We start from the raw sequence: 3,543 nt of genomic DNA, 5'->3' as shown, positions 1-3,543 counted from the left end.
TGGTTTGAATTTACCGGCACTTCGCGTGTGAAGCCGGAAGATTGGAGCACATTGGTCCATCCCGAAGACAGAGATCGGGTCACGGCCCAATGGGCCCAGTGCATGCATCGCCTGGCGACTTACAACGGGCGCTTCCGCCTGCGTCACTATGGCGGCGGCTACCGGTGGGTCAGCGCCATTGGCGAGGCGCAGCGCGATGACAGCGGGAACGTATTGGGCTGGATCGGAACCTGCACGGATATCGACGAACGCATCAAGACGCGACACGCTCTCAAGACCATCCAGACCCTGAGCAAGGGTGTTCTCGAGGCCAGTCAGGATTGTATTGGCGTGCTGGACACGTCTGGCACAGTGCTCGTCATGAACGAAGCGTTTCGAAATCACACGGGCATGAACGATAGCGCCGTGGCCGTGGGAGACGTCTGGGGGAAAGTGTATCCGCTGGATACACGCATCGCGACCGAGCTCGCGATAAAAACCGCGGCATTCGGAAGCATCAACAGCCTGATATTCCGGTTGGATTCTGCCGATGGCAGTGTGCATTGGTGGGATGCCGTGGTGACGCCTATACGAGACGATGCCGGCGATGTTACGGAGCTTGCCGTCATCGCGCGCAATATCACGGATCAGAAGGAGTCAGAGGCGGATTTGCGGTGGACTGCCACCCACGACACGCTGACCAACCTGGCTTCCCGCTTGCTGTTTCAGGAAACAATTGCGGGGGCGATTGCCGACGGCAAACCCTTCTGTTTGCTCATTCTTGATATCGATAACTTCAAGCACACCAATGATGAATTCGGCCACGATACGGGCGATGCCCTGCTGGTCCAATTGGGTGAGCGCTTGACGGATTCGATCGGAAAGAATGACTTTGTCGCGAGAATCGGCGGTGACGAATTCGTGGTGATTTTTCGTGATTTGACGTGCCGCAAAGATACCCATGCCCGTGCTCAGCGGATCGCCGACAATTTGAAGGCGCCCTGGCTTCACAATGGCCACATACTGGATTGCGAGGCCAGTATAGGCCTGAGTTCATTTCCGAAACACGGAGAAACCAAGGCGGCGCTCATGAAAGGCGCCGATATCGCCATGTATGTTTCGAAGGACAGCAATCGCGGCGAAGTCACCTTTTTTGGCTCTCCCATGCTCTTGGCGATAGAGCATCGCGAAACGATGCTCACGCTCGCGCGCGCGGCGCTGGACGATGATCTTATTTTCCCGTGCTATCAGCCGATCGTCGATTTGCGGACTGGCAGGCTGGTCGGGTTCGAGGCGTTGCTGCGCTGGCGCTACAAAGCCCGCCGCGTGCAGCAGCCAGGCACGATTGAAGCAGCGTTCCAGGATGCCGATCTCGCCACCCGTATTAGCGACCGCATGATCAGATGCGTCTTGGGGGACATAGGGCGTTGGCTCGACAAGAAAATCGAGTTTGGATACGTCACGATCAACACAGTCTCGTCTGACTTCAGGCAAGATAATTTCGCCGAGCAATTGCTCAGCAAGCTGGCGTTTGCAAACATTCCGGCAAGCTGCATCCAGATCGAAGTGACCGAGACGGTTTTTCTAGGCCGCGGTGCCGAATGCGTCGAACGCGCATTGAAATTGCTCAGCGAGCATGGGGTCAAGGTCGCACTGGACGACTTTGGCACCGGTTACGCGGCTTTATCGCACTTGCGACAATGTCCGGTCGGTGCGATCAAGATCGACCGTTCCTTCGTGAAAGGTTTGCCCGAGGACAATGAGAGCGTCTCGATCGTCGAAGCAGTGATCTGCTTGGGACGAAGCCTCAACATCCGTGTGGTGGCGGAGGGCATAGAAACCTTGGCCCAGGAGAGCCTGCTGACCCGGCTAGGCTGTCCCTTCGGACAGGGATACCTCTACGCCAAGGCGATGCCGGCCTCGCTCGTATCATCCTTTGTAGGTTCATTTTCTCGAGGCACGCCGTCGAGGATTACCGATAGCCGTTATGGTGAAAAGAGCAGCATTCTCATTCAGTCTCCGGGCTAATGATTTACCGGACAGCTGTCCGGACAAAGCACAAGAGTGTTCACCCTAACCGTTCTGGCCGATCGAACCGTCGTTGAGAATCCAAATGCCCGCGATCAACGCCACGGCCCCGGCGATGATCGACCAGCTCATCCAGCGGATGTTGGGAATATTCGGCCGATCGATCTCGTGGCTGGAGAGTCGGGCGAAGGTATTGGAGGCGCGCTTCTCGGCGGTGAAAGCAACTGTGATTCCCAACAAGATGAACAGCGATGCGATCGCTTGCGCCAACCAGGGCGGCTGGAACTCACCGAACACCACGTGGAAGGCGATGCCGACGCCAATTGCGGCAAAGGCGGTGCGCAACCAGCCTGCAAAGGTGCGTTCGGTCGCCTGAATCGTGCGATCCTCGGCCAGATCGGTGCGAAACTCGGCCCATTCCGTGCTCTTCTCGGAATCGCTCTTGCTCTCGGGCTTATCGTCCTGTGCCATGGCGGCAGGGTAAGCGCATGAGGGCGCAAGACAAGTGCGTAGCCTCGCGTGGGTGCGCAAAGTAGCGACCAGAGTGCGCAATCGATGCGCGAAAAACTGTCAGCCAGTGTCGATGGCGAGAATGCGAACCGCTGCAAGATTGACGGTCAGCCGGATGTTCCGGCCTTTCGATACCCCCGCCGAATGCGTGCGGATGGTAAACTCGGTGGCGTCAAACGCCACCGTCGCCACGGTTTCGCTGCCAAATCGGCGCGAGGATATTACGCTTGCAGGCGCGCCCTCGTCGGCGACCCGCAAGTCACTTGGGCGCACCATCATGGTGGCGGCAGCGTCGGGCAACCCGGGTGCCTGGACACGACCGAAGGGCGTTTCGGCGATGCCGTTCGAAACTCCCACTGGCAGCAGGATTGCCTCTCCGAGCAAATGTGCGGCGACCGGGGATACGGGATTGTTGTGGCATTCTTCGGGAGTGCCGGTTTGCAGGATTTGGCCATTGGCCATGAGGATCAGGTCGTCGGCGATCATCATCGCTTCTTCGGGATCATGGGTCACCACCAGCACGGTTGCGCCGACATCGCGCAGATCCTCGATCAGCGAACGCCGGATCTGGCTGCGCAAATGGCCATCGAGCCCGGAGAAAGGTTCGTCGAGCAGCAGCAGCACCGGTTCGCGTGCCAGCGCGCGTGCGATCGCGACCCGCTGCTGCTCGCCGCCCGACAGCGTGTGCGGCCACGCCTTGACCAGATGGTCCACCTGCAGACGGGCGAGCAGGCTGTGCACCAGTTCCTGTCGTGCGGCAGGCTTGAGGTGGCGCACCCCGAAACCGACATTGTCACCGACGTTGAGATGCGGGAACAATGCGTTGTCCTGGAACACCAGCCCAACACCGCGTTGCTCGGGCGCGAGCGTGTGACCGGGAGCGGAGACGGATTCGCCGCGGATCAGGATCGCCCCCTCGTCGACCGGCTCGAGCCCGGCGATTAGCCGCAGGATGGTGCTCTTGCCGCAGCCCGAGGGGCCGAGCAGGCAGGATATCCGCCCGGTCTGCAGCGCAAAACCCGCCCC

3 protein-coding genes are annotated in these 3,543 nt (G+C 59.5%); 1 reads left to right on the top strand and 2 read right to left on the bottom strand.

Annotated features, from left to right (window positions below):
* A partial coding sequence (locus ACEW8G_RS08555) for a putative bifunctional diguanylate cyclase/phosphodiesterase (RefSeq protein ID WP_373488005.1) occupies positions 1–2,007 on the top strand: 2,007 nt, incomplete at its 5' end.
* A gap of 45 nt (positions 2,008–2,052) precedes the next feature.
* Here the strand turns inward: ACEW8G_RS08555 and ACEW8G_RS08550 are convergent.
* Together ACEW8G_RS08550 and ACEW8G_RS08545 are read right to left on the bottom strand one after the other, a co-directional pair.
* Positions 2,053–2,478 (bottom strand): YidH family protein, encoded by a 426-nt coding sequence (locus ACEW8G_RS08550; RefSeq protein ID WP_373488004.1) that lies wholly within the window; start codon positions 2,476–2,478, stop codon positions 2,053–2,055.
* A gap of 99 nt (positions 2,479–2,577) precedes the next feature.
* A partial coding sequence (locus ACEW8G_RS08545; RefSeq protein WP_373488003.1) for an ABC transporter ATP-binding protein occupies positions 2,578–3,543 on the bottom strand: 966 nt, incomplete at its 5' end.

The sequence above is a fragment of the Blastomonas sp. genome, assembly GCF_041747255.1.
Taxonomy (GTDB): domain Bacteria; phylum Pseudomonadota; class Alphaproteobacteria; order Sphingomonadales; family Sphingomonadaceae; genus Blastomonas.
The sequence above is the reverse complement of the archived record's forward strand: the minus strand, read 5'-3'. Positions and strand labels throughout refer to the sequence as shown.